The organism is Adlercreutzia sp. DFI.6.23, from assembly GCF_024462535.1.
Lineage (GTDB): Bacteria > Actinomycetota > Coriobacteriia > Coriobacteriales > Eggerthellaceae > Adlercreutzia > Adlercreutzia rubneri.
The window spans coordinates 1-22,866 of the sequence record NZ_JANGBP010000016.1 but is presented as its reverse complement, the minus strand read 5'-3'; the positions used below and the strand labels follow the sequence as shown (position 1 = coordinate 22,866).

17 protein-coding genes and 2 tRNA genes are annotated in these 22,866 nt (G+C 55.5%); 8 read left to right on the top strand and 11 right to left on the bottom strand.

Annotated elements, in window-relative coordinates; genetic code table 11:
* Positions 1 to 269 precede the first annotated feature (269 nt).
* The 10 genes from NE591_RS11965 to NE591_RS11920 all read right to left on the bottom strand — a co-directional run bounded on the left by NE591_RS11965 (position 270) and on the right by NE591_RS11920 (position 8,705).
* Positions 270 to 1,322 (bottom strand): ParB/RepB/Spo0J family partition protein, encoded by a 1,053-nt coding sequence (locus NE591_RS11965; RefSeq protein ID WP_197745965.1) that lies wholly within the window; start codon positions 1,320 to 1,322, stop codon positions 270 to 272.
* Positions 1,315 to 2,310, bottom strand: a complete 996-nt coding sequence (locus NE591_RS11960; protein WP_321203150.1) for a ParA family protein — start codon at positions 2,308 to 2,310, stop codon at positions 1,315 to 1,317. The genes NE591_RS11965 and NE591_RS11960 overlap by 8 nt, the downstream gene beginning before the upstream one ends.
* A gap of 119 nt (positions 2,311 to 2,429) precedes the next feature.
* Complete coding sequence (gene rsmG, locus NE591_RS11955; protein WP_114538847.1) at positions 2,430 to 3,104, bottom strand: 16S rRNA (guanine(527)-N(7))-methyltransferase RsmG; 675 nt, start codon at positions 3,102 to 3,104, stop codon at positions 2,430 to 2,432.
* Between the two features lie 95 nt (positions 3,105 to 3,199).
* Positions 3,200 to 3,787 (bottom strand): R3H domain-containing nucleic acid-binding protein, encoded by a 588-nt coding sequence (locus NE591_RS11950; RefSeq protein WP_114538848.1) that lies wholly within the window; start codon positions 3,785 to 3,787, stop codon positions 3,200 to 3,202.
* A gap of 96 nt (positions 3,788 to 3,883) precedes the next feature.
* Entirely contained in the window at positions 3,884 to 4,660 is a 777-nt protein-coding gene (locus NE591_RS11945; RefSeq protein ID WP_022737989.1) for a YidC/Oxa1 family membrane protein insertase, read from the bottom strand.
* 28 nt (positions 4,661 to 4,688) lie between these two features.
* A complete protein-coding gene (gene yidD, locus NE591_RS11940; RefSeq protein ID WP_114538850.1) occupies positions 4,689 to 4,973 on the bottom strand; it encodes a membrane protein insertion efficiency factor YidD in 285 nt (94 codons plus the stop codon).
* Complete coding sequence (gene rnpA, locus NE591_RS11935; protein WP_114538851.1) at positions 4,906 to 5,292, bottom strand: ribonuclease P protein component; 387 nt, start codon at positions 5,290 to 5,292, stop codon at positions 4,906 to 4,908. Before rnpA ends, yidD begins: the two co-directional genes overlap by 68 nt.
* An 11-nt stretch (positions 5,293 to 5,303) precedes the next feature.
* Positions 5,304 to 5,438 (bottom strand): 50S ribosomal protein L34, encoded by a 135-nt coding sequence (gene rpmH, locus NE591_RS11930; RefSeq protein ID WP_022737978.1) that lies wholly within the window; start codon positions 5,436 to 5,438, stop codon positions 5,304 to 5,306.
* A 410-nt stretch (positions 5,439 to 5,848) separates the two neighbouring features.
* On the bottom strand, positions 5,849 to 7,477 hold the full coding sequence (dnaA, locus tag NE591_RS11925; protein WP_227070769.1) for a chromosomal replication initiator protein DnaA: 1,629 nt from the start codon (positions 7,475 to 7,477) through the stop codon (positions 5,849 to 5,851).
* 79 nt (positions 7,478 to 7,556) lie between these two features.
* A complete protein-coding gene (locus tag NE591_RS11920; RefSeq protein ID WP_371130591.1) occupies positions 7,557 to 8,705 on the bottom strand; it encodes an ATP-binding protein in 1,149 nt (382 codons plus the stop codon).
* A 709-nt stretch (positions 8,706 to 9,414) separates the two neighbouring features.
* Between NE591_RS11920 and dnaN the strand changes: the two genes are divergently transcribed.
* The 4 genes from dnaN (at position 9,415) to gyrA (ending at position 16,672) form a co-directional block, all read left to right on the top strand.
* On the top strand, positions 9,415 to 10,515 hold the full coding sequence (dnaN, locus tag NE591_RS11915) for a DNA polymerase III subunit beta (protein WP_114549493.1): 1,101 nt from the start codon (positions 9,415 to 9,417) through the stop codon (positions 10,513 to 10,515).
* A complete protein-coding gene (locus tag NE591_RS11910; protein ID WP_114549492.1) occupies positions 10,516 to 11,622 on the top strand; it encodes a DNA replication/repair protein RecF in 1,107 nt (368 codons plus the stop codon).
* Between the two features lie 256 nt (positions 11,623 to 11,878).
* A complete protein-coding gene (gyrB, locus tag NE591_RS11905; RefSeq protein WP_114549491.1) occupies positions 11,879 to 13,822 on the top strand; it encodes a DNA topoisomerase (ATP-hydrolyzing) subunit B in 1,944 nt (647 codons plus the stop codon).
* Positions 13,823 to 14,068: 246 nt separating this feature from the next.
* Positions 14,069 to 16,672, top strand: a complete 2,604-nt coding sequence (gene gyrA / locus NE591_RS11900) for a DNA gyrase subunit A (protein ID WP_371130590.1) — start codon at positions 14,069 to 14,071, stop codon at positions 16,670 to 16,672.
* Between the two features lie 299 nt (positions 16,673 to 16,971).
* Here gyrA and NE591_RS11895 read toward each other — a convergent pair whose 3' ends face one another.
* Positions 16,972 to 17,484 carry a bifunctional nuclease family protein gene (locus NE591_RS11895; protein ID WP_161128181.1) on the bottom strand — a complete coding sequence of 171 codons (513 nt, stop codon included), beginning with the start codon at positions 17,482 to 17,484 and terminating at the stop codon, positions 16,972 to 16,974.
* Between the two features lie 439 nt (positions 17,485 to 17,923).
* On the opposite strand from NE591_RS11895, the gene NE591_RS11890 reads away from it, so the two are divergent.
* The 4 genes from NE591_RS11890 to NE591_RS11875 form a co-directional block, all read left to right on the top strand.
* Positions 17,924 to 18,000: transfer RNA gene (locus tag NE591_RS11890), tRNA-Ile, on the top strand.
* 138 nt (positions 18,001 to 18,138) lie between these two features.
* A tRNA-Ala gene (locus tag NE591_RS11885) sits at positions 18,139 to 18,214 on the top strand.
* Positions 18,215 to 19,018: 804 nt separating this feature from the next.
* Positions 19,019 to 21,211 carry a hypothetical protein gene (locus NE591_RS11880; RefSeq protein ID WP_256156721.1) on the top strand — a complete coding sequence of 731 codons (2,193 nt, stop codon included), beginning with the start codon at positions 19,019 to 19,021 and terminating at the stop codon, positions 21,209 to 21,211.
* 15 nt (positions 21,212 to 21,226) lie between these two features.
* Positions 21,227 to 22,866: hypothetical protein (locus tag NE591_RS11875; protein WP_256156720.1), on the top strand; the 1,640-nt coding region annotated here is incomplete at its 3' end.

Below are 22,866 nucleotides of genomic sequence, written 5' to 3'. Positions count from 1 at the left end.
CGCGCCCTGGGCGGCGGCCCGAGGTAGCGCGGGCGGCCAAAGTGCGGTAGCGCCCCCGGCCGGGAACCGGGGGCGCCGCCGGCGGGATAGAGTGGCGCGTTCGGCTGATTTTGCGGTAGCGCTAACACCTTCGACGCGCACCCGCATAGCGGGTGGTTTTTTGCCCGCCGCGCTTCGCGCGCCGTGCAGGCTCACGAGCCTGAACAAAAGAAAAGAGTCTATTTCACGTGAAACAGACTCTTTTCTTAGTCATTAAATGCTATCGAAAGTTACTCACCAACAAGCTCGCTGAAGAGTCGCCGCAAATCTTCCTCATCTTTGAATTCAATCTCGATTTTGTTCTTCCCTTTAGACGATTTCACACGCACGTTAGTCTTCAGTGTCTCGCGTAAGGTCTTCGCCACAGACTTGTAAACCGCAGGCATCGGCTCACGAGGAGTCGAGGCAGAGCCGTCCTTTTTACCTGACATAAGGCGAGCAAGATTCTCTGCTTCGCGTACGTTCAAACCGTTATCAATAATCTTCTGAGTCAAGGAAAGACGACCTTCAGCTGTGGGCACTGAAAGAATGGCCCGTGCATGGCCCGCCGTGATCTTTTCCTCAAACAGAAGCTGCTGAGCCTCTTCAGGAAGATCGAGAAGTCGAAGTGCATTGGCGACAGTCGAACGACCTTTGGAAACTGCTTGTGCCACTTCCGCCTGAGTCATCGAGCGTCGCTCCATCAACCGACGGTATCCGTACGCCTCTTCTATCGGGTTCAAATCAGAGCGCTGGATATTTTCAATTAACGCAAGCTCAAGGGCTTGGTCGTCATCAACCTCTTTTACACGAACGGGAACCTTCTTAAGACCAGCAGCCTTAGAGGCTTGCCAACGGCGCTCACCGGCAATGATCTGATAGGTACCATCGGCCATTTGCCTTACAAGAATAGGTTGGAGCAGACCATCCTTTTCAATAGAAGCAGCGAGTTCTTCTATTTCCTCTTTTTTAAATTGGGTTCTCGGCTGATCAGGATTAGGGGCGATTCTATCAATCTCCACCTCATCAGTTCCCCGTGCAGGAACCTCCTCAGTCCTCGATTCCTCAATGATGGCTTCTCGCACAATGGGTTCAGAGACCTTAACTGGTTCTTCCTCTATCTCAACCATCGTCCGTACGGGCCGTGTGGAAACAGGGGCCTCTCGCGCCGCCTCTTCATCTACTTCAATTGTCACTCTCTGGCGCTCGGGCGCAGGGGAAACAGGGGCAGGTGATTCATAGGAACCGGGGAGGAGGGAACCCAGACCTCGACCGAGTCCTCCACGACGTTCGGGCTTAGCCACGTGCAATCACTTCCTTCGCTAATTCAATATAGGAAAGAGCGCCTCTTCCCTTGGGATCGTATTGGGTAATCGGCTGCCCAAAACTCGGAGCTTCCGACAATTTAACCGTGCGAGGAATAGGCGTGGCGAACACCAGGCGCCCAAAATACTCACGCACTTCATCGACAACCTGCTTCGAGAGCGTCGTACGGCTATCGTACATAGTAAGAAGAATGCCGTAGATATCCAGAGTAGGATTAAGGCGAGATTTGACACGCTTCATTGATTCGAGAAGTTTTGTCACACCCTCCAAGGCATAGAACTCGCATTGGATAGGAATAAGCAATTTATCAGCCGCCACCAGAGCATTAACTGTTAAAAGACCCAAAGAAGGCGGGCAGTCGATGAGAATGAAATCATATTTGCCCCGCATGCTACCCACAGCATCCTTAAGGCGATTCTCTCGCGCCATTTCCGAGACCAGCTCGACTTCCGCCCCCGCAAGATTAATCGTAGCCGGAGCAATGTCTAATCCCTCGGCGATATCAGGAATAATTACCTCTTCAAGAGGAACATCGTTAAGGAGAACATCGTAGATGCACTGCTGTATAAGACTCTTCTCAACGCCTAGGCCACTGGAGCAATTTCCCTGAGGATCAAGATCGACAAGAAGCACCTGTTTGCCCATCTCTCCCAGTGCAGCCCCAAGGTTGATCGCTGTTGTCGACTTCCCTACGCCACCTTTTTGGTTAATGATGGCAATAATCTTCGTCTGTCCGACAACATGACGCACCGGCGCTTTGTCTTTATAGCTCTTCAAAGGTTCTCGAGGAATCACAGGAGCTGCGTAATCCTCAACCTCCCTGACAACCACTTCAATATTTTCAGGATCGTCAACGAGTTCCTCTTCAGCGGCTACCACTTCTTGTTCCTGAGTCTGAGGTTGATCAACCTCTTCGACAGTCCGGGCTTGTTTTGTGTCTCGTTTAAGACCATCAAAGAATCCCACAGGAACCTCCTTCCTTGATTGGAGCACAGTATATCATCGCCTCAAGCTGGTTCAGGCGATGTTCGACAGAAGGATTCAAATTGATCGTGTTTCACGTGAAACACGATCACATACTACATTCAGCTACGGGGACGCAGTGGCTGTTTCTGAGCCAAGCCAATTCTTCGAGGAAGCTTGATGCGTGACTTGCCGACTTTCTCAAACACTACAATGGTTCTCATGGTCTCTCCATCGCTCAAGCAAATCTCACGCTGAGAGATCATTCTCATACCCACAAGGTCTTGCACAGCAAGAGCTTCATCAAGTTCTTCCGATGATAGCTGGGCTTTATAACAGACTAACCGACCGCCCTTTTTCAAAAGGGGCGAAGCAAGCTCTATAAGAGAAACTAGTTTAGACAGAGCTCGAGCTGTGAGGACGGCGAATTTCTCCTTGTACTCCAGAGGAAGATCCTCGATGCGTTCGCTCGATGTGAAAATTTGCTCACTCAACGAAAGATCATCAAGGACAGATTGGACGATGGCCATTTTCTTCTTCACCGAATCAACGAGAAGGGTCGTTCTTCCTGTCGCAAGCGCAAGAGGGACGCCGGGGAACCCCCCTCCTGAGCCAAGGTCTCCATAGAGACCGTCAGGAGCTTCATTGACCTCCGGCAAACCTACCAGCGAATCCTCTATATGAAGGAGACGCGCCTGTTCCCCATCAGTAATGCGAGTAAGATTCGTAACTTTGTTTGCTTCAAGGATTGAAGCAAGATAGCACTGCATCAAGCTCATCGTCTGATCATCTGCCATCTCAACTCCTTTCCATAGGCGAACGTGTCCATAATAAAGGAAATGGGACGTGCTTTGCGCGTCCCATCAGCACATTGAAAGTATTAGAACAGTTTTTACAGAGGAACCACGACCACATGGCGGGAAGGACCCTCCCCCTCAGAAACGGTCTCGACGCGATCATCGTCTCTCAAAGCAATGTGGATAATCCGACGCTCGTAGGGGGTCATCGGGCGCAATCCAACTTTACGGTGCTGAGAAGCAGCTCGATTAGCGGAGCTGTGCGCAATCGACTCGAGCTTTTGGCGCTGGCGGTTCTTGTAGCCCTCAACATCGACAATAACTGGATAACGGAAACCGATAGTGCGTACCGTTATCATCGACACAATGAATTGCAGCGCATCAAGAGTTTTTCCATGACGACCAATAAGGACAGCCATATCTTTGCCGCTGATATCAAGAATCAGTTCGCCCTCGTCACCCTCGTATTCATCAATAGTCACTTCGCCGACATTGAAATACTGGAGAATATCTTGGAGTGCCGCGATAGCAGTGTCGGCAATGGTATCGAGCATCTCGTCCGTCACGATAAGCTCGTCCTCTTCAACAACCTCTTCGGTATTAATGGGATCCGCAGAAGACTGAGATTCTTCCACCACCTCGTCTTCTACCTCTTCAATCATGTCCTCGAACTCTTCAGTCATTACAGGCTCCTAACCTTAAACACCGCGGTTGAAATGATGCCGCGGAACGTACAAAGGGAGTGTTTCATGTGAAACACTCCCTAAAATCAGTAAGGTCTAGCGCTTTTTCTTAGGACGCTTCTTCTTCTCTTTGCGCGTGACGTTAACCTCGATCGGCTTGACGACGAGAGCTTCTTCCTCCTCTTTACGCCGATCGGCAGCGCGGCAGCGCGCAAGCGTCAACTGGTTCTGCCCGATACCGATAAGGGAGGATGCGCCCCAGAACAGCAACACACCCGCCGGCGAACCCCAGGAAATCCAAAGCATCATAAGAGACATGATCGCGCCCATCATGAGCGTCTGATTTTTCTGCTGGGTGTTTTCAGTTTTCAACTGCTGAAGGACCATCGGAAGGAAGGTAGCACCAGCAAAGATAATCATGAGAATGAGATAGGGAACAAATGTTCCGAATCCCTCGCCGAAAGCCTGGGAGGGCGTCGTGACGAGATTCGGAACCAAGTTGTAGAACGAATACGTGCCCTCGCCAATACGATCGCCCATCTCGCGAAGCACCTGGAACAGAGCAATAAAGATCGGCATCTGGAGCAGCATCGGAAGACAACCAGCGAGCGGGTTGAACTTCATCTCCGCGTAGATCTTCTGCATCTCCTGGGATTGACGCGTGGGATCATCGGGGAAACGATCTTTCAGGGCCTGAATCTTCGGCTGCACCTTCTGCATAGCATAATTGGACTTCGCTTGCTTATGCATGAGGGGCGCGACAATGATACGAAAGATAATCGTGACGATGATGATCGCCAGTCCCCAGTCGTGGCAGAAGTTATAGAAGAACTGGATGATGTCGAAGATCCAGTCTTTAAAGATATCCCACATAGCTTACCTTTCCAAATGCACCAGCGACTCAGGGAACGGGATCGTACCCACACGGACCGCCAGGGCGGCATCGCAGTATCCTCTTTGCAGTGAGCACGAACCCTTTGCAAAACCCATATCGCTTGAACGCGGTGAGTCCGTACTCGGAACATGTGGGAATGAAGCGGCAAGAAGGGGGGAGAAGGGGTGAAAGAGCCATTCGGTAAAACATAATAAGACCGATAGCGACCAGAGTCGGAATCCTCTTAATGCGTACGAGTAGCTTCTTCAACGGTGTTCTTCCCTTCGCCTTGGGCAAGGCGCTCAGCGACATTTCCGCATGCTTTCAGCACTTTACTATAAGAAGCCCGGGTGAGGCCTGATTTTGCCAGAAATATCACGTCAAAGCCGGCCCACGGCCCACCCATTTCCATGCAGAGTGCTCGCAGGCGGCGCTTGGCGCGGTTTCTCCAAACGGCATTCCCCAACTTCTTCCCCGCAATAAAAGCGACACGACCGGAATGGCCGTGTCGCTCATAATTGCTCTGCTTGTCGTCCTGAGCGCCTACAATAACCGTAAAGTATGGCGTATGAAGACGATGCCCCGTAGAGAAGAGCTGGGAGATTTCAGTGCTGGATTTAATAGTCTGCACCTAAAGATCTCCTAGACGGTGAGACGCTTGCGCCCCTTAGCACGACGGGAAGCGAGAACAGCGCGACCACCCTTGGTAGCCATACGGGCACGGAAGCCATGGCACTTGGCGCGCTTGCGTTTGTTCGGTTGATAGGTGCGTTTCATTGTTTCTTTCCCTTTCATGGTTTAAAGAGTAGCTTTTGAATTATACAACGCAAAAAAGTACTGTCAACGGGGCGAACAGAAGAATAAGGAAGATGGCTGCGAAGGGAGTTGCGATAGGGAGGTGGAACCATGAAGTACAGGTAACGGCTGTGCAGAAATAAAATGTAGTTCCCATTGAAGAGGGATTCTAAAAATAGAATTCAAATAGTAGTCTCAATAAGACGAGTGGACTAGTCGATAACTGGCATAGCCGCAGGTGGGGAGCTTGCAACGTACTTACTGCTTGGTGAGTTGTCAAGCGCGCTTGTGAACCATGCGCTGGCGGCCATCCTCTGCTCTCTCCTGTTGTCGTTGAAAAGTCGCCCTGTTATGCGCAGGTTTTCCCTTCTTATCAAGAGTTTGTGAACAAACTAGTCCAGCTCGCAGATGATCTTCTGCAGCACCTCAATCTCTTCCTGGGTATCGCGATCGGTCTTCAAACGCTCTTCGATACTTGTTGCCGAATGGATGGCGGTCGAATGGTCGCGATTGAATTTCTTGCCGATATCGCCGTAGGGGAGGTCGAGCAGTTGTCGGCACAGGTAGATGGCGATCTGTCGCGGTCTCACAATGGATTGGGATCGCTTTGGGCCTACCATGTCGCTATGGCTCACTTTGAAGAAGTTCTCCACTTCGCGCTGGATGTCCTCCACGGTCAAGCTTCGTGACATGCCGCCGGTGAAATGATTGGCTAGAAGCTCGCGCACTTCATCGATGGAGATATCGCTGCGATCGCAGTAGATCATGCGGTAGATGACGGTATTCACGGCGCCCTTGAGCTCGCGGATGTTGGACCCGGAGTTCTCGGCGATGTACATTTGAATGTCGTCGGAGAGGGTGAAGTTTCCCAGGCCCTCGCTGCGGCTGAACTCGTCGGTGAAGGATTTGACGATGCCGAGTTTGGTTTCCACTTCCGGCGGCTGGATATCGATGGTGCCGCCGCTGTAGAAGCGAGATTTCAGACGTTCGTCGAATTGGATGTTCTTGGGAGCGCGGTCGGCGGAGAGCACCACCTGCTTGCCCTGGCTGGTCAGCGTGTTGAACAGCTGGAAAAGCATGTTCATGGATTCCTTCTTGCCCTGAAGGTGCTGGACATCATCGAGGAGGAGGATGTCCGCCTGCTCATAGTAGGCGCGGAAGTTGCGGAAGCTGACCTTCTCCTGGTCCTTGATGGCGCCGGCCTCTGAGTACTTCGAGACAAAGTCCTGAGCATCCACATAGACCGTTCGCATCGAGGGACGCGTTTCCTCGATGTAGTTCTGAATGGCTCTCATGAGGTGGGTTTTGCCCAGGCCGCTCTTCCCGTAAATGAACAGGGGATTAAGGGGAAGCCGTCCGGGGGACTCTGCAACTTCGACGGCCATGGAGTAGGCCATGCGGTTCGATTCCCCGATAACGAAGTTCTCGAACGTGAGGGAAGACGAGGGATTCGAAGCCCGTTCGGCGACCGGCTCCTGGGAGAGCGGTGCGGGCGCGGGAGGCGCGTAGTGATCGACCACGACGTCCTCTGCAAGGGAATGGGCGACCATGCCGGATGGTTCGAAGGGGGTCGCCTGAGACAGGGGAGCACCATAGGCCGGTGAGGGGGGCGCAGCTGCTGCGATGGGCTGAGAAGGGAGAGACTCCATCGTCGATGCTGCTGGCTGCGCGGGTGTTGGCGTCGGCATCGGTTGGGCGGGCGCCGAAAGGGGCGCCGCTGGGGATGGTTGGCCCGCAGCGGCGATTTTACGCTGCTCTTGGGTGGGGTCGACGGCGATGGCCACCGCGAATACGACGCCGGTGAGATCGCGCAGCGCGCGTACGATAACCTCGGTGTAATGCTGCTCGACCCATGTCTTTATAAAGTCGTTGTCGGCGGTGAGCATGAGAAATGAATAGCTCATGGCCTGGGGGACGAGCCGCGAGAAAAAGGCGGAAACCTGGGAGGGGTCGATATCCTGGTAGCTTTTGACCTGGGCGCAAATGCGCGCCCATTGTTCGTTGAGCGTCTCGCTATCCATACATCATCCTTCCGCCGGCGTTTTTTGCCGTGGTTCTCCGCTTTCAGGGCAATTCTAGCAAATTGGCAAGGCTTGGGTCTTAGAGACCCTGTGCGATCTGTCGGCCGTAAGGGGTGAGGGCTCGCTGTTTCCCGACCATTTCCACCAAACCTGCCTCTCGCAGCCGATTGAGGGTGGTGTTGGTGGTGGAGGCCGGCGTCTCGGTCAGGTCGCTGAAATCCTTGTTCCGGAGGGTTCCTTCTTTAAGGAGAAGCTTCAGGAATATTCGCTCGCGTTCGGAGAGGGCGGGCGCCGGCATGACGGCACTCGGGTAACCCGGATACGCCGCCGGTGCTGGCGCTGCTCCGTAGGCCGGATAGGCGGTTGGGGCGGCTCCATAGGCCCCGTAGCTCGGATATCCCTGGTAAGGGGCTCCGTAAGAGGGAGCCGGTACGGGAGCTGGAGCCGCGGGTACTGCGCTGTAGCCTTGCGGCGCGTAGGCGGGTGGGTAGGGAGTCGCCCCTGGTGCGCTGGATGAGCCCATGGAGGGATAGATTCCGGCTGGATTGGAGGGATAGGGTTCGGTGCCGGCTGCGAGGGGCGCTGCGTAGGGCTGATGAACCACGGCGGTTTCCGAAGCGTAGGACGAACTTGGGATATACTCTCCCTTGCTGCTCAGCACGTCGGTTTCGTCCCAGTCGTCCAGAGGATCGTCTTCTTCACGCACCAAGCTGACGGTGACGACGGCGCCGGTCCCCAGATTGTCCTCGATAGTAATGGTGCCATGGGACGATTCGAGGTACTCCCGCACAATGGGAAGGCCCGACCCGACGCCCCGAATATAGTTTTTCATAGGCTCGACGGCAGAAGAAAACCCTGGCATTTGGGCTTTTTCTTTCGAGGGGATGCCGGGGCCATGATCGGCGAAGCGGATGGTGTTCCCTTTGTCGAGAATGGAGACCACCACCTCTTTGAAGCGCGCATGGATGAAATTTTCGGAAACCTCCCGAATAACGGTGTAAGGGATGGTTCCCCCTGCGCCATGGGACTGTTCGTACACCGTGGAGGCGAGCGCCTCGATATAAGCCGCCGTGTCGGCGGGCTTTATCTCCGCAACCCGTGGTGCGCTACGCAGGTCGTCGTAGAGAGCGATGCGCCCCACGGTGTCGACGAAGGAATAGTCGAAGGAAGCCCCCTGGGGAGCTTCGTCGTGAAGAGAAGTATGTTGTTCCATGGTTTCCAAGATCATTCCGTTTTGTTCGCCGTTCAATTCGTCGTTTCAAGAATTTTTCAGGATATTGTAACGTGTTTCATCATTTTACAAGGTATCTACCTGCGCATTTCATAACCAGTGATGAGTAATTCACTGTTTGTTCAGTAAAAGTGGAAAACCGAAACTGAACTACCTGCGATTTTCTGAAGAATTCCGACTTATCAACCAAATATTCAGTAAAAGTGGAAAACTCGGAATTCGAGAATTCCTAACGGCTGTCATTCAAAGAGGAAAAAGTGAAAAACTTTGCCCAAAAACCTTGACAGAGGCTCTCGATAACCCTTCTCAGCTGCTTCCCATGCCTTTGAGAAGAAAATTCCCATCAAGCACGATCTTGTTCGAACATAGGTGCGTTTAAAGAGAATTACCCTGACATAATTTACAAAACCCCAGTTCAACGCGTCGTTTTTGAAAAGAAAAATCGACAGTGAATTGTTAGCTAAAACTGTCAACCATCTTTACCTTCGATATCCACTCAGTGAAAAGGACGGTTATCCACTGCTTGCGCTGGGGAAAGAGGAAGTTATCCACTTTTTCCACTAGCGGAGCGAGAAAAGGGTGTAAAACTAATCAACCATTAGTCAGACAACTCTGCGCGGCCTCTCCGTTTCCCTGTTTTCCGGCGTTATAATACCCGCACGATATCTTCTGTTTCAGCTCAGGCCATTACGAAGAGAGGCATCCCTTGAAATTCAGTATCAATCGCACCGAGCTTGCCAACGCCCTGTCCATTGTCCTCAAAGGGGTTTCCACTCGATCGACGCTCCCTGTCTTGTCCGGTATCCTCATCGAGGCCGCTGGCGACAAAATCATCCTCCAAGCCACCGACTTGGAGCTCTCCATTCAATACTCCGTGGCCGCGCTCGTTGAGGAGGAAGGCCGCACGGTGGTGCCCGGTAAGCTGTTCTCGGAGATTGTGAAAAACCTTCCCGATGCTGCAGTCCATGTCGAGGCTACCGATGAGCAGGCTTTCGTCACCTGCGACACGTCTTCGTTCTCTATCCGCGCCTTGAACGCTGAGGATTTCCCCGGTTTTCCCCGTGTGGACGTTCACCAGAAGATAGAAATTCCCTTCCATCAGTTTTCCACTATGGTCAAGCGTGTTTCTCGCGTCGTATCCAAAGATGAGTCTCGCGCTATTCTCACGGGCGTCCTCATCACCCTGGAGGCCGGCGTGCTGCGCATGGTGGCCACCGACTCCTATCGTCTCGCCATCACGGATGCTCCTCTGCCGAACTCCTCGGCCGATGAGTTCCACGCGGTCATCTCGGGCAGCTTTCTATCGGAAATCGCGTCGTTGCCGAAAACGGAGTCGCCGGTGTCTCTGGCCTTGGCTGACAATCAGATCGTCGTGACCTGCGAGGACACGGTGTTTATCAACCGCCGCATTGAGGGCAACTTCCCCAATTACAAGCAGCTGCTCCCCGACGGCTACGCTACTCGCGCTACCATCGAGGTGGATAAGCTCGTGGCCAGTGTTCGGCGCGCCTCCCTGCTTGGCTCTACTTCATCGCCCGTGCGCTTCGATTTGAACAACGCCTCCCAAACGGTGCAGATTTCCGCAGCATCTCAGGATGTGGGCAGCGCGCAGGAGATCATCTCTTGCGCTATCGAGGGTGAAGATGTGGAAATCGCTTTCAACTATGCCTATGTGTTGGATGGCCTCGGATCCATTGCCACCGCCGAGGTGTATCTTGAAGTGCAATCGGCGTTGAAGCCGGGCATCTTCCGCGCGCTTGAGCCGGAAAACTTCCTCTACCTCGTCATGCCTGTGCGCATCTCCTAAATGACCCTGCGTATTGAAAGCCTCTCTTTGCGGAATTTTCGCAACTACGAGGATGCGGCTCTAAACGAGCTTGGGGACATCACCGTACTTGTGGGGGAGAACGCTGTTGGCAAAACGAACCTCATCGAGGCCATCCAGCTGCTTACGGCGCTCACGTCGTTCCGACATGGTACGGCTGATCAGCTGATTCGCCACGGCGAGGAGCATAGTCGCGTGTCCATGCAGGCAACTGATGGCAATCGGCGCCTTGATATCGACCTCACGCTTGATGGTCGTACGCGTAAGTATCGGCTCAATGGGAAGGCGAAACGGCCGATCGATTTGAAAGGACTCATTCCCTCGGTCGTTTTTACGCCTGATGATCTCGATTTGGTAAAAGGGCCGAACAGCGGGCGGCGGTCATCGTTGGACACCTTGGGTGCTCAGGTAAATAAAAGCTACTACACGGTACGGCGTGATTACGAGAAGGTGATTCGCCACAAGAATCGCCTTCTCAAAGAGGAGGCCGATGACGCTCTTGTGGAGGCCATCAATGAGATGATCGTCACGGTGGGAGCTCAGCTCACGATCTATCGCATCGCGTTGTTTGAGCGGCTGCTCCCTCATCTGACTGCAAAGTACCAGGAGATTTCTCAAGGACGCGATTGTTTGAACGCCGTCTATGTTCCCTCGTGGGGAAAAGGAGCGCCAGAGGAAACAGTTGAGCCCCTTACCCGCGACGAAGCCCGCGAGGCGTTGGCCCGCGCGCTTCATGAGCGCGCGGAGGAAGAGCGGGGGCGCGGCCGGGCAGTGGTGGGACCTCATAGCGATGAAATCGTATTCACTCTCGATGGGGAAAACGCCTCAATCTACGGAAGTCAGGGACAGCAGCGCTCTATTGTTCTCTCGTATAAACTGGCTGAAGCGGCCGTCATCGAGGAGATCATCGACCAGAAGCCGGTGCTCCTTCTTGACGATGTGATGAGCGAGCTGGACGGCCGACGACGCGATGCGCTGGTAACCGCTATGGAAGGCGGTAGTCAGACCTTTATCACCACAGCGAACATCGATTACTTCAATGAGACCATGTTGAACAAGAGCAATGTTATCCACTTGCCGTTGGTGTGAACCGCCAAAACCGCAGGATTGCCCCATTTGAGTCCCCAAAGTATTAACTCCGTGCATTTCTCGCTTGATTTAAGCCCTGTTTTCCACAATTCCTGGCAAAGTCTTCACCGAACCGCAACATAGGCCCTCAAACAGCCTTAAAATAGCCCCATTCCGCGACTTTCAGCCGAAATGCGATTTTCACATGCTATAATTGACACTCATTCGGCGCCCGCATCTGGGCGCGTTCTTTTGTTCCGAGAGCGAAGGAGTGTCAGTGGCAAACAAACCAGATCACTACGACGGTTCTGACATTCAAGTTCTAGAAGGACTTGAAGCTGTTCGCAAACGCCCGGGCATGTACATCGGCTCCACCGGCCCCCGCGGTCTGCACCACCTGGTTTACGAGGTGGTCGACAACTCCGTGGACGAGGCCCTGGCCGGGTACTGCGATACCATCAAGGTGACCATCCATCCCGACAATTCCATCTCCTGCGAGGACAACGGCCGCGGTATTCCCGTGGACAAGCATCCCAAGGAGAAGATCCCCACCGTCGAGGTCGTGCTCACCATTCTGCACGCCGGCGGCAAATTCGGCGGTGAAGGCTACAAGGTTTCCGGCGGTTTGCATGGCGTCGGCGTTTCCGTTGTGAACGCCCTTTCCACGAAGGTGGAAGTGCAGGTGCGCCGCGATGGCAAGGAATACGAGATCGATTTCGATCACGGCAAGACCAAAACCAAGCTGCACGAGATCGGTAAGGCAAAGCACACGGGCACCACGGTCACGTTCTGGCCCGACCCCGACATCTTCACCGAGACCACGGTGTACGACTACGACACTCTGGCCGCCCGTTTCCGCGAGATGGCCTTCCTGAACCGCGGCTTGAAGATCATCCTCACCGACGAGCGCATCACTGACGCCGACGGCAACCCCCGCACCGAGGTTTTCCAGGCCATGGGCGGCATCGTCGACTTCGTGAAGTTCTTGAACGACGGCAAGGAAACCCTGAACAAGCCCATCTACTTCGAGGCCGAGAACGCCGACGGCACCGTGGAAGTGGCCCTGCAGTGGTCCAGCTCCTATTCCACCAACTCCGTCATGGCCTTTGCCAACAATATCAACACCCATGAGGGCGGCACGCATATGGACGGCTTCAAGCAGGCTATTACGCGTACCATCAACGATTACGCCCGCTCGAAGGGCCTTCTGAAGGAGAAGGATCCGAACCTCTCCGGCGAGGACGCCCGCGAGGGTCTGGCCGCCATCATCTCCGTGAAACTGCATGACCCGCAGTTCGAGGGCCAGACCAAGACGAAGCTCGGCAACACCGAGATCCGCCCGCTGGTGCAAAACGCCGTCGCCCAGGGCCTCGGCGAATACCTGGAGGAGAACCCCACGCCGGCCAAGCGCATCATCGGCAAGGCCACCCAGGCGCTGAAGGCCCGCGAGGCTGCTCGCAAGGCTCGCGAGATGACCCGTCGCAAGAACGTGCTCGACTCGTTCAGCATGCCCGGCAAGCTCGCCGACTGCGCCAGCAAGGACGCCTCCCAGTCCGAAATCTTCATTGTAGAGGGCGATTCCGCAGGCGGTTCGGCCAAGCAGGCCCGCGACCGCAAGTTCCAGGCCATCCTGCCTCTGCGCGGTAAGATTCTGAACGTGGAGCGTGCCGGCCTGCACCGCTCGCTGTCCTCCGACACCATCAGCTCGCTCATTACCGCGATCGGCACCAACATCGGCGAGGACTTCGACGCCGAGAAGGCCCGCTACCATCGCATCATCATCATGACCGATGCCGACGTCGACGGCGCGCACATCCGCTGCCTCTTGCTGACGTTCTTCTACCGCTATATGCCCGAGCTCATCAACCTCGGCTACATCTACATCGCCCAGCCGCCTATCTTCGGCCTGAAGAAGAAGAATTCCCGCAGCCCGAAGGTCGAGCGTTACATCTACGACGAGAAGGCGCTGTCCGCCACCCTGGCCGAGTACGACGACCCCAGCAAGTTCGATGTTCAGCGCTACAAGGGCCTCGGCGAGATGGACCCCGAGCAGCTGTGGGAAACCACTATGGAGCCGGCAACCCGCACGCTTCTGCAGGTGAACATCGACGATGCCGTGGAGGCAGAGCGCGTGGTGAGCGAGCTTATGGGCGAGCAGGTGGAGCCTCGCAAGGAATTCATCCAGAAACACGCCCGCGACGTCCGCTTCCTGGATATTTAGGAGAGCTAAATGGCTGATAACTTTGACGAATTCGACGACGACCGCGACGAGGTAGAGGCCGCCGAGGAGGACGCCCTGTACCTGGCCGAGGAAGTGAACACCGACGATGAGGGCGACGACGACGCGGAACTCGCCAGTGCCAGCTCCACCCTCGATGAAGAAGAAGACGTGGAAGACGCCGACGAGGATGGCAACGAACCCGGCTTCATCTCCGAGGAAGAGCGAGCCCGCTCGTTGATGGTGGACATGCCCAATCCCCACGGCTCCATCATCGAGGGCGCCAACGGCGGCGAGGGCACCATCGTGCGCGCCGCGTTTCTCGGCAAGGAGATGCAGACCTCCTTCCTCGAGTATTCCATGTCCGTCATTGTCTCCCGTGCCCTGCCCGATGTGCGCGACGGCTTGAAGCCGGTGCATCGCCGCATCCTGTACGCCATGAACGAGTCCGGCTACACGCCGAACAAGCCGCACATGAAGTCAGCCCGTACCGTCGGCGACGTGATCGGCAAGTACCATCCCCATGGCGACTCCGCCGTGTACGACACCATGGTGCGCCTGGCCCAGCCCTTCAGCCTGCGCCTGCCTCTCATCGACGGCCACGGCAACTTCGGCTCCATCGACGGCGACTCCGCCGCTGCCATGCGTTACACCGAGGCGCGCCTCGACAAGCCGGCTATGGAACTTCTGCGCGACCTGGACAAGGAGACGGTCGACTTCCAGCCCAACTACGACGAGTCGCTGCAGGAGCCTACGGTGCTGCCGTCGCGCTTCCCGAACCTGTTGGTCAACGGCTCGAACGGCATCGCCGTCGGCATGGCCACCAACATCCCGCCCCACAACCTGGGCGAGGCCATCGACGCCACCTGCCTCATGATCGATAACCCGGATTGCACGACGGAGGACCTGCTCACCGCCATGCCCGGCCCCGACTTCCCCACGGGCGGCCTCGTCATGGGCAAGAAGGGCATTCTGGACGCCTACGAGACCGGCCACGGCAACCTCACCATCCGCGCGAAATGCGAGATCGAGGAAAAGAAGAACGGCCGTGCCTCCATTGTGGTGAAGGAAATTCCCTACCAGGTGAACCGCAAGCGCCTGCTGGAGAAGCTCGGCGAGCTGGTGCGCGACAAGAAGCTGCCCGAAATCAGCAACATCCACGACGCCGCCGACCGCAAGGGCATCGACATCATCATCGATCTGAAGTCCAACGCCATCCCGCAGGTGGTGCTGAACAAGCTGTTCAAGCACACCCAGCTGCAGGTGGGCTTCGGCTGCAATATGCTGGCCCTGGTGAACGGCACCCCGCGCGTGCTCTCGCTGAAGGAAATTCTCTTCTACTACATCGAGCACCAGAAAGACGTCGTCACCCGTCGCACCCGCTACGAGCTGGCCAAGGCCGAGGAGCGCGAGCACATCCTCGAAGGCTATATCATTGCGCTCGATAACATCGACGAGGTCATCCACATCATCCGCTCCTCCGAGACGGACAAGGAAGCCGCCGCGCGCCTCACCGAGCGCTTCGGCCTTTCCGAGAAGCAGACCAACGCCATCCTGGAAATGCGCCTGCGCCGTCTGACCGGTCTGGAGCGCACCAAGATCGAGGAAGAGCTGGCCGAGCTGCGTGAGAAGATCGCCTACTACAAGCAGATCCTTGCCGACGAGAACCTGTTGAAGCAGGTCATCAAGGAAGAGTTGCAGGAGATCAAGAAGAAGTACAACACCCCGCGCCGCACCCGCCTGACCGGCGAGGCCAAGGATATCGAGGTGGAAGACCTCATTGCCGAGGAGAACATGGTCGTCACCATGACCAAGGCCGGCTACATCAAGCGCCTGCCCGTGAGCACCTACCGCCAGCAGAAGCGCGGCGGCAAGGGCATGCAGGGCGTGAACTTGAAAGACGCCGACTTCGTGGAGCACCTGTTCGTAGCTTCCACGCACTCCTACATGCTGTTCTTCTCCACCAAGGGCAAGGTTTACCGCCTGAAGGTGTACGAGATCCCCGAGGCCGGCCGCCATGCCCGCGGCACGGCCATCGTGAACCTGCTGCCGCTGGAGAAGGGCGAGTCCATCTCGGCCGTCATCGCCACGAAGGACTTCCCGGCCGAGGAGTTCCTCATGTTCGCCACGGCTCAGGGCAACGTGAAGAAGACCTCCATGGACCAGTACGACCGTACGCGCCGCGACGGCCTCATCGCCATCAACCTGAAGGACGGCGACGAGCTCATTTCCGTGAAGCGCGTGGCCAAGGGCGAGAAGGTCATCATGGTGTCCAGCGCCGGCAAGGCCATTCTGTGGGATGAGTCGGAGGCCCGCGCCATGGGCCGCGGCACCATGGGCGTGCGCGGCATGAACGTGCCCGCCGACGCTCACGTGCTCGGCATGGAAATTGCCAAGCCCGGCACTGACCTGTTCGTCATCACCGAAAAGGGCTACGGCAAGCGCACGAAGATCGAGGAATACCCCGAGCATCATCGCGGCGGCCAGGGCGTCTACACCATTACGATGACCCACAAGAAGGGCCTGCTGTCGGTCATGAAGATCGTCGGCGCCGATGACGAGATCATGATTGTCTCCGAGGACGGCGTCATTGTGCGCACCCCGGTGAAGGGCATCTCCGAGCTCGGCCGTTCCACCCAGGGCGTGAAGGTGATGAACGTCGCCGACAAGGACAAGGTGTGCGCGGTGGCCATCGCCTCCACCGGCAAGAAGAAGACCAAGAAGGCGGCTCCCGCCGATGAGAACCAGATGGGTCTGCTCGAGGAAGAGAGTGAGGAAGGCACTCTCGCCATCGACGACCTCGACGACCTCGACGACGATCTGGGCGACGAGGGAGAAGCGACGGAAGAGTAGCAAAACGTTAGAAAACGTGCTATAGTAGAAACACCAGCAAAGCCCGTCGTTTGGTTAACGGTTGAGCGGGCGGAGCGGGTTAACAACTTGAGGGACTAGTTGCTGCTAGTCCCTCTTGTCTATCCTCTCCATCCGTTGGTGCTTATACTCCCGCCACAGTGATAGCAAAGCTGTCACCACGTTGGCCATGGCGGCCAAAGCAATCAGGAATTCATTCATAGGCGAAACCTCCTTTGTAGTAGGCCCCGCCCGCACACGGACTTTGCTGGTTCAGTTATATTATCACAGAAGAAAGAAAACTAAAGCTGTTCGATATCTCCGAAATCCTCGGGGGATATATGGTCGAGAAATGTCTTGAACGCCGCCAGTTCCTCTTCCGTCTGCTTCTCACCCTTGAAGAGAAACGGGAACGAAGAAGCGTCAAGTACCGTCTCTTCAATATAGAGCGGCGCATCTTGCCGAAGCGCCAGGGCAATGGCGTCGCTCGGCCGGGCGTCTAAGGTGATGAGTCGTCCTCCCTGGGAAAGAACCAGGTGCGCGAAGAACATCTGCCCCTTCGATCCGTAAATCACCATGGAATCGACGCGCGCATCCAAATTGGTGAGCGCATCTAGCATGAGGTCATGGGTCATGGGCCGCGCGAACTTCACATGCTCCAGTGCCATCCCGATTTGTGCCGCCTCGGTGGGGCCAATCCAAATGGGCACAATGCGCGCCTTCCCCGCTGGTGTCTCCTCTACGGGTTGCAGCACCAGCACGGACGGCTGGTTCTGCCCCGCCACCACCAATGTCAACACTTTCAACGGAACCATGCTTTGTCCTTTACTCTAGTTCGATGAGAACATGATTGCAGATTGAGTTTTCTATGTTTGATGTCTATTGTCTCATTATTGAACCAAGCTTATTTAAACTTTTGGAATGTTTAACCGCTTAAGCCCATCTTCCGGTGACAAAAACATTGAGTCCAGGACGCGAAAAGCGACTTATACAGGCATTTCCGAAATAAAACAAGGAGTAGGTTTGCCTGTATAAGTCAAAATTCTTGCATCCTGGAGTTTCGAATGTCTGTATAAGTCGCTTTTCGCACATCGAAAGGGAGGATACTGTCACGGAAGGTGAAATAATTCATATTCTGATTAAAAGGATACTACTCGTGCCGTTCGCGGCGTGTCGTGTACGTTTTGGAAATCGGAAAAATTTTCCTTGACCTCATCTATGAAACAGGCTTAAGATAGTCAAGCACTTTTTCAAGGGCCCGTAGCTCAGTTGGTTAGAGCGCACGCCTGATAAGCGTGAGGTCGCTGGTTCAAATCCATTCGGGCCCACCATTACTTTGCGATAAACGCTCCACCGTGAGCCGAGTTAGCCGGTGGAGCGTTTATTATATTTCGGGCCAGAATCGGCCGATTTTCCTTAAACTGTCGAAACCCCGAACGAGCAAAGTGATGGCTGCTAGTGCATGCCATGGGGCATTAGCTCAGCTGGGAGAGCGCGGGCTTTGCAAGCCTGAGGTCAGGGGTTCGATCCCCCTATGCTCCACCATAAACGAATCAGACGAACACCTTTGGGTGTTCGTCTTTTTGTAGCTGCCTGTTAAGGGAAGTAGAAGCAAGGAAGGGGACATGAGTCATCCCTAACGCATTGCCACTCGCTTAGCTGAGTGCCATTCGTTGAAAAGTAGTTATTGTTTGCCACAGATTGACTCCTTGCAGGGCGTTTTAATATAGTCATTACCCTGTCATTTACCTAGTCATCTTCTTTCGGGGTCTCTGTGAAATAGCGAAGAATCACCAGGTCAAAGCCTTGCAATTTGAAGAGAAGCCATAATTGTCTCATTTGTTGTCATTTTTGGCAGTAGACAAAAAATCTCAGATCAATAAAGTGATCCTTAGCATTGACAGAGAGCTAGCTTGCTAAAAGATGATTTGACGGGTAGACAATAGCCTGATGAGCCGTCTAAAATAGCAAGCAAGAGAGCAGGATTGCGAATCAGCTGACGAAGAGAGGCGGCTCTTCGCAATCAACGAGGAGAAGAGGATCGCCGACGCGCCCGAAGCCCCCGCTTCGCGCGCGTATAGGTGCATATAGCACCAGAGGCGATCGCGAGCAGCAGAGGAGACACAAATGAGGAAATCGGTCATGGGGGGGGGTCTCGCTGAAAAGAGAATTTTCGGCCGAAGCCTTCTAGCCTTTACTCTTGCAGCTACGTTGGCTTTTCCGGCAGCGAGTCTTTCTTTCGTTGCCCAGGCCTTTGCCGATGACCCTTCGAATGGTGATGCGGCAGAAGCTCCTGCCGCTCCTGTAGTCGACCCGGTCAAGAGCGGCGAAATTCACGGCATCGATTTCATGACCCCCACAGCTGAAGATGGTATGTGGGATCTCTTCCGCGTGGAAAACGGCGCGGGGAAGACCATCTATATAGAGGTTGAGAAAGACGGCAAAACCATCGCGCCGCGTTTCGCCTACGCTATTCCCGAGACGCAGGATACCGATCCCGAGGCAAAGGATGCCGACACTTCCGCGCCCGACTACGCTGGCGATGCCAACTCCTCTCGCATCGCCCAAATTGTCGCGCTGAAGATTGCACAGCCGGCTCCGGCGGCTCAGGATGCCGAGGCCCCAGCCTCGGTGCCGCAATCGTTGCATGACGTGTTTGGCGACCCGAACAATTTCCCTGCCTATACCGTGAAAGTGTTCGACGCGAAGCGCGGCGGTGACCCGTTGTACGCGGGCACTATTTGCCCCATCTACGCGAAGCTTGTCAACGACCCCGCCGTGCCGAATGAGGATGAGTGGAAGGTGCTCGGCATTCGCACGATCGATCCCAAAAACGACAAGTTCGCGGAAACGGTCGGCGCTGGTGCCAGCTACTATAAGAACCTCACGGGCGACATCCCCATTGTCTTCCAAAGCGCGGAAACCACCAAGGATGGCGAGCCCAAAGCCGAGGTGCAGGCCGCTGACACCACTCATGGCCAGCGCCTCGTCGTCACCTACGAGCAAGTTGACGCTGCCGCCATCTCCGGCGCCGTCAAGTACGTCGATGTCGATGGCAACATCATCGAAACGGAAATCGTGGAAAACCTCGGCGAAGGCAAAGAGGTTGCTATCAAGAAGTCTTTCTTCAAGACGACTACCGATGAGGCCGGCCAGGAGACCACGCATTATTATCGCGTCATCCAGCGTCTCACCGGCTCCACCATCATGCTGACGCCCGAGCAGGCCACGAAGCAGATTCGCGTTATGGAAGTGAAGAACACCGAAGCCGGCGCCTATCAGGTCACCATTAACTATGTGGACGATAACGGCAATACGTTGTGGACCGACAGCGTAGATGTGAAGGGCAAGGGCTACCAATACACCCTGCCGAACTCCTTTTCGATGAGCGCTGTCACGAATGCAGCGGATGCGCCTACCACCGACCGCGACAAGGGACAGTGGGGCGTCAACTACTACACGCTGGATTCTTGGACCATCGAGACCAATGCGACGGACGACAATGTGGCCATTGGGGCCCGCTCGGCGGAGACCCAGCAGGGCAATCCCGTCGTCGCCTTCGAAGCGGGCGAGTATCCGGCCGGCCGCACGGTAACGGCGAAGTACGTCTCGCAGGCCACTACGAAGAAGGTCAACCTCACCGTGATGGAAATCAACGGTGAGACGGGTGCTCTTATCGATAAGATCCACTACGAAGTCACCCCGGAGCAGACGGCCACCTACACCCCGGCCCCGAAGAACGGTCTGGTGCCGTGGTCTGGCAATATGGAGCCCATCACCTACGCGTGGGAAGATCTGGAAAAGGGCACCGACGTGCTCCAGTACGTCTACTACGTGCCGGAGGACTACACGCCGGGCGATACCTACGACATCACCGTGCAGTACATGCAGTACATGAACATCGCCAACAGCCAGATTCTCCGCAGTGAGACCATCACCATCGATCCCGAAACGAACGACTTCGTGAACATCCTCGGCGAGGAGCAGTTCGCGCTCGGCGATGACACCTACGTGCGTCTGGCGGGTCAGGAAACGGCCATCCGCCATGCCTACTTCTCACCGGCGCGTACCTACACCATTTACTACCGCGATGTGAACGACGAGCTCAGCGCGCAGATCACTATTCGCCGCACGCAGATCGTCGACACCGAGCGCGTGGTGACGGTGCCGGGCACCACAGTGATGACGGCCGCTCCGGTTGCTGCCGCCCCCGCTGCGGAAGGAGCCGCTGCCGATGCTACGGCGCCGGCAACGGTTGATGCCGGTGTGGGCACAGGCGATGCCGCCGCGGTCATCAACGACGATGACAATCCGCTGGCGACGCTTGGCGGCCAGGACACCGGTACTGAGCGCGCTATCGTCGACGACGAGAACCCGCTGTACTCCGGCCTCGCCCAGGACGTGGCGACCTCCGGCTCGGGCATGGCGCTGGTCGTAGCCACGGGCGCTATCGTTCTCGTGGTCGCCGGCCTTGGCATCTACTGGTGGATGCGTCGCCGCAAAAAGAACGAGCAAACCGCAACCGATTCGATGAACGCTTAAAGGGAGGAGGACGACATGACCAAGTTGCTGCAGAACAAATCGATCATCAAATTCTTGGGAATCGCCCTGTTGATCCTACTGATCGTCGCCCTTGTCCCCCAGATCAACATCGCCTACGGCTCCAAGGACGACGTCCTAGCCGACACGGGCACGGAAGAATCCGTCGAAGATACGGACGATCTGGAAGGCGCCGAAGGTGCGGAAAATGCTGAAGGTGAAGAGGAGGGGGTCCTCTCAGAAGAAAACGTTTTAGACGGTGCAACTCTCGATGGGGAAGAGCCGCCTGCAGGCGAAGAGGCCGGGATCATGGCGACGGCGCTCCCCGAGGAGAATCCCGACGCAGGCGCCGAAACTCCCGCGGATACGACTTCCACGGCGTTGGCCAACAACGAATCGCATACCATTGAAGGCGACGTGACCAACACCTCTAGCCCTCTGACCTTCAGCGGGAATGGAGCCTACACCCTCACCGTCAATGGCACGCTTCACAGCGACATCAGAGTGACCAGCGGCGCTACGCTGTCCATTGTGGGGGCAGGCACAATCCAGGGATCGGGTATCAGTTCTGTCATAGCGATAGTTGGTTCTAACAGCAAGGTCATTCTCGGCACAGAAAACGGTGTAGGACCAACCGTTACAGGTGGCAAAGGATCGGAGAGCCCTGGTAACTTCAACAACGGCGCAGGCACGGTAGGCGGCGGCGTTTTTGTGAACGACGGGGCTAGCTTCATCATGCACAGCGGCGCCATCACCAAGAACGAAGCGGGCGCTGGTGGCGGTGTATTCGTGTGGAATGGTTGTCACTTCGAAATGACGGGCGGCGAGATCTCCAGTAACAAAGCAAAAGACCCCGATAAAACGGATGACTCCGATGGTCCTTTGCGTGCCCATGAAGGCGGCGGAATTTTTACTGACGCAAAAGACACCAAGATAACTGGTGGTTCCATCATTAACAATGAAACAGAGACTACTACCGACTGGGGCGGCGGTGGCATTTATATCAACAATAATGGCACCTTGATGATTCCCTCTGCCCTTATTACGAACAACAGCGCTGCTGGTCTGGGTGGAGGCGTTGCTGGCTGCCCTCATGCGAAAATTATTATCGGAGAGAAGGAAACAACCAGTGCAGGCCAGCTGGAAAGCAGCGCCGCAGTGTTCAAGAACACTGCTTCGGGAACGAGCTATCCTTTGAATACGGTGCTGCGGTTCAATGTTCCTGCGTCTGTTGTTTCTTCTGGTAAGAATGTTCCCTCGGGCGACTTCTTCCTTACTGGTATGGGCGAAGGCGAAATTGACAAATTACTAAACGGGGAGAATCCTGGCAACGTAGTCGATGGTAAGCTTACCTACGGATGGAGCACAAAATATACTCTTGAAAATAAGGATTATGTGAGCAAGTCTTTTAAGGTTGATCTTGCACAAGACTATTATTGTACTCTCGCGAGCTATGTTTCTGCGGATAATACTCTCGTGCGTGGGGATGGAGAAACTCTTGCTTGGCGGGGGTTCGAGGTTGGCATGCCTCCGGTACTGTCAATAATCTTGCGCAAATTCCAGCAGGCGACCGCCAGCCGTCGGCATGATCACTCGTCCAGCAGCGACACGTCCAGATACCTCCTCGACCCCCACTCGCTGTCGGCCACGTACTTCAG

Bases quoted from the DNA above. Each gene is read 5' to 3' on its own strand.
- rsmG (WP_114538847.1), bottom strand. From the start codon at position 3,104: ATGGCAGATGATCAGACGATGAGCTTGATGCAGTGCTATCTTGCTTCA.
- NE591_RS11950 (WP_114538848.1), bottom strand. From the start codon at position 3,787: ATGACTGAAGAGTTCGAGGACATGATTGAAGAGGTAGAAGACGAGGTG.
- NE591_RS11945 (WP_022737989.1), bottom strand. From the start codon at position 4,660: ATGTGGGATATCTTTAAAGACTGGATCTTCGACATCATCCAGTTCTTC.
- yidD (WP_114538850.1), bottom strand. From the start codon at position 4,973: ATGTCGCTGAGCGCCTTGCCCAAGGCGAAGGGAAGAACACCGTTGAAG.
- rpmH (WP_022737978.1), bottom strand. From the start codon at position 5,438: ATGAAACGCACCTATCAACCGAACAAACGCAAGCGCGCCAAGTGCCAT.
- dnaA (WP_227070769.1), bottom strand. From the start codon at position 7,477: ATGGATAGCGAGACGCTCAACGAACAATGGGCGCGCATTTGCGCCCAG.
- NE591_RS11920 (WP_371130591.1), bottom strand. From the start codon at position 8,705: ATGATCTTGGAAACCATGGAACAACATACTTCTCTTCACGACGAAGCT.
- NE591_RS11910 (WP_114549492.1), top strand. From the start codon at position 10,516: ATGACCCTGCGTATTGAAAGCCTCTCTTTGCGGAATTTTCGCAACTAC.
- gyrA (WP_371130590.1), top strand. From the start codon at position 14,069: ATGCCCAATCCCCACGGCTCCATCATCGAGGGCGCCAACGGCGGCGAG.
- NE591_RS11895 (WP_161128181.1), bottom strand. From the start codon at position 17,484: ATGGTTCCGTTGAAAGTGTTGACATTGGTGGTGGCGGGGCAGAACCAG.
- NE591_RS11880 (WP_256156721.1), top strand. From the start codon at position 19,019: ATGACCCCCACAGCTGAAGATGGTATGTGGGATCTCTTCCGCGTGGAA.